This window comes from Rhodoplanes sp. SY1, from assembly GCF_046000175.1.
Classification (GTDB): Bacteria; Pseudomonadota; Alphaproteobacteria; order Rhizobiales; family Xanthobacteraceae; genus Rhodoplanes.
In genome coordinates this window covers 1-1,001 of sequence record NZ_JBEOMB010000499.1, presented here as the reverse complement: position 1 = coordinate 1,001, position 1,001 = coordinate 1, and the positions used below count along the sequence as shown (strand labels likewise).

Sequence of the window (1,001 nt, the reverse complement as noted above, 5' to 3'; positions counted from 1 at the left end):
CCCTTGCCGATCAGATCGTCGACCAGGCGCTCGAGCACGTCCGTCACGACGCGTCCTTCGGGATCGACGGGCGAGACCAGGTAGGGGTACACGCCGTGGAAGCGGGGCATGGCACATTCTCCGGAGATGAGCGGGCGCGACCTAGCGCGGCCGCGGCGCAGTGTCGAGCATGCATCTGATGCGAGAACGTCGGTCTCCGCGGCAGGCGACCAAGAGAACGACCGCGCTGTCCTTGCCGCGAATACGAAACCCGCTTTCGTTGACCGCACCGAAACAGCGCGGGACAAATCAGGTCCCGCCGATCGACCGATCAGGACAGAAAATGCCCGCCATCACCCCGAACGCGCTGCGCCGCCACTGGCGCGAGGGCCGCGAGATCGCGCTTCTCGACCTGCGCGAGGAGGCCGACTTCGCCGCCGCGCATCCGTTCTTCGCGGTCTCGCTGCCGCTCGCCCAGATCGAGGCGCGGCTGCCCGGCCTCGTGCCGCGACGCAGCGTCCCCGTGGTCGTCTACGACGACGGCGACGGTCTGACCGCGCCGGCCGTGGAGCGCATCGCGGCGCTCGGCTACACCGAGGTGGCGGTGCTGGACGGCGGGCTCGCCGCGTATCGCGACGTCGGGGAGGTGTTCCGCGACGTCAACGTGCCGAGCAAGTCGTTCGGCGAGCTGGTCGAGGCGATCTGCCACACGCCGTCGCGCCCGGCCGAGGAGGTTCGCGCGCTGCTCACCGCGCGACCCGAAACCGTGGTGCTCGACGCGCGGCGCTTCGAGGAGTTCCGCACCATGAGCATCCCGGGCGGCCGCAGCCTGCCGGGCGGCGAGCTGGCGCTGCGCATCTTCGACGCCGCGCCGTCCGACGCGCCCGTCGTCGTCAATTGCGCCGGCCGCACGCGCAGCATCATCGGCACCCAGACGCTGGTGAATCTCGGCGTGCCGCACACGGTCGCGGCGCTGCGCAACGGCACCATCGGCTGGACGCTGGCCGGCCTGCCGCTCGACC

Annotated in this window: 1 protein-coding gene and 1 pseudogene; one reads left to right on the top strand and one right to left on the bottom strand. The window is 71.1% G+C overall.

The features are described from left to right. Nucleotides 1-110, bottom strand: a pseudogene (locus ABTU92_RS30590) (dihydrodipicolinate synthase family protein); the annotation flags it as partial. Between the two features lie 212 nt (nt 111-322). Between ABTU92_RS30590 and ABTU92_RS30585 the strand changes: the two are divergent. Further along, a partial coding sequence (locus ABTU92_RS30585; protein ID WP_408095280.1) for a rhodanese-like domain-containing protein occupies nt 323-1,001 on the top strand: 679 nt, incomplete at its 3' end.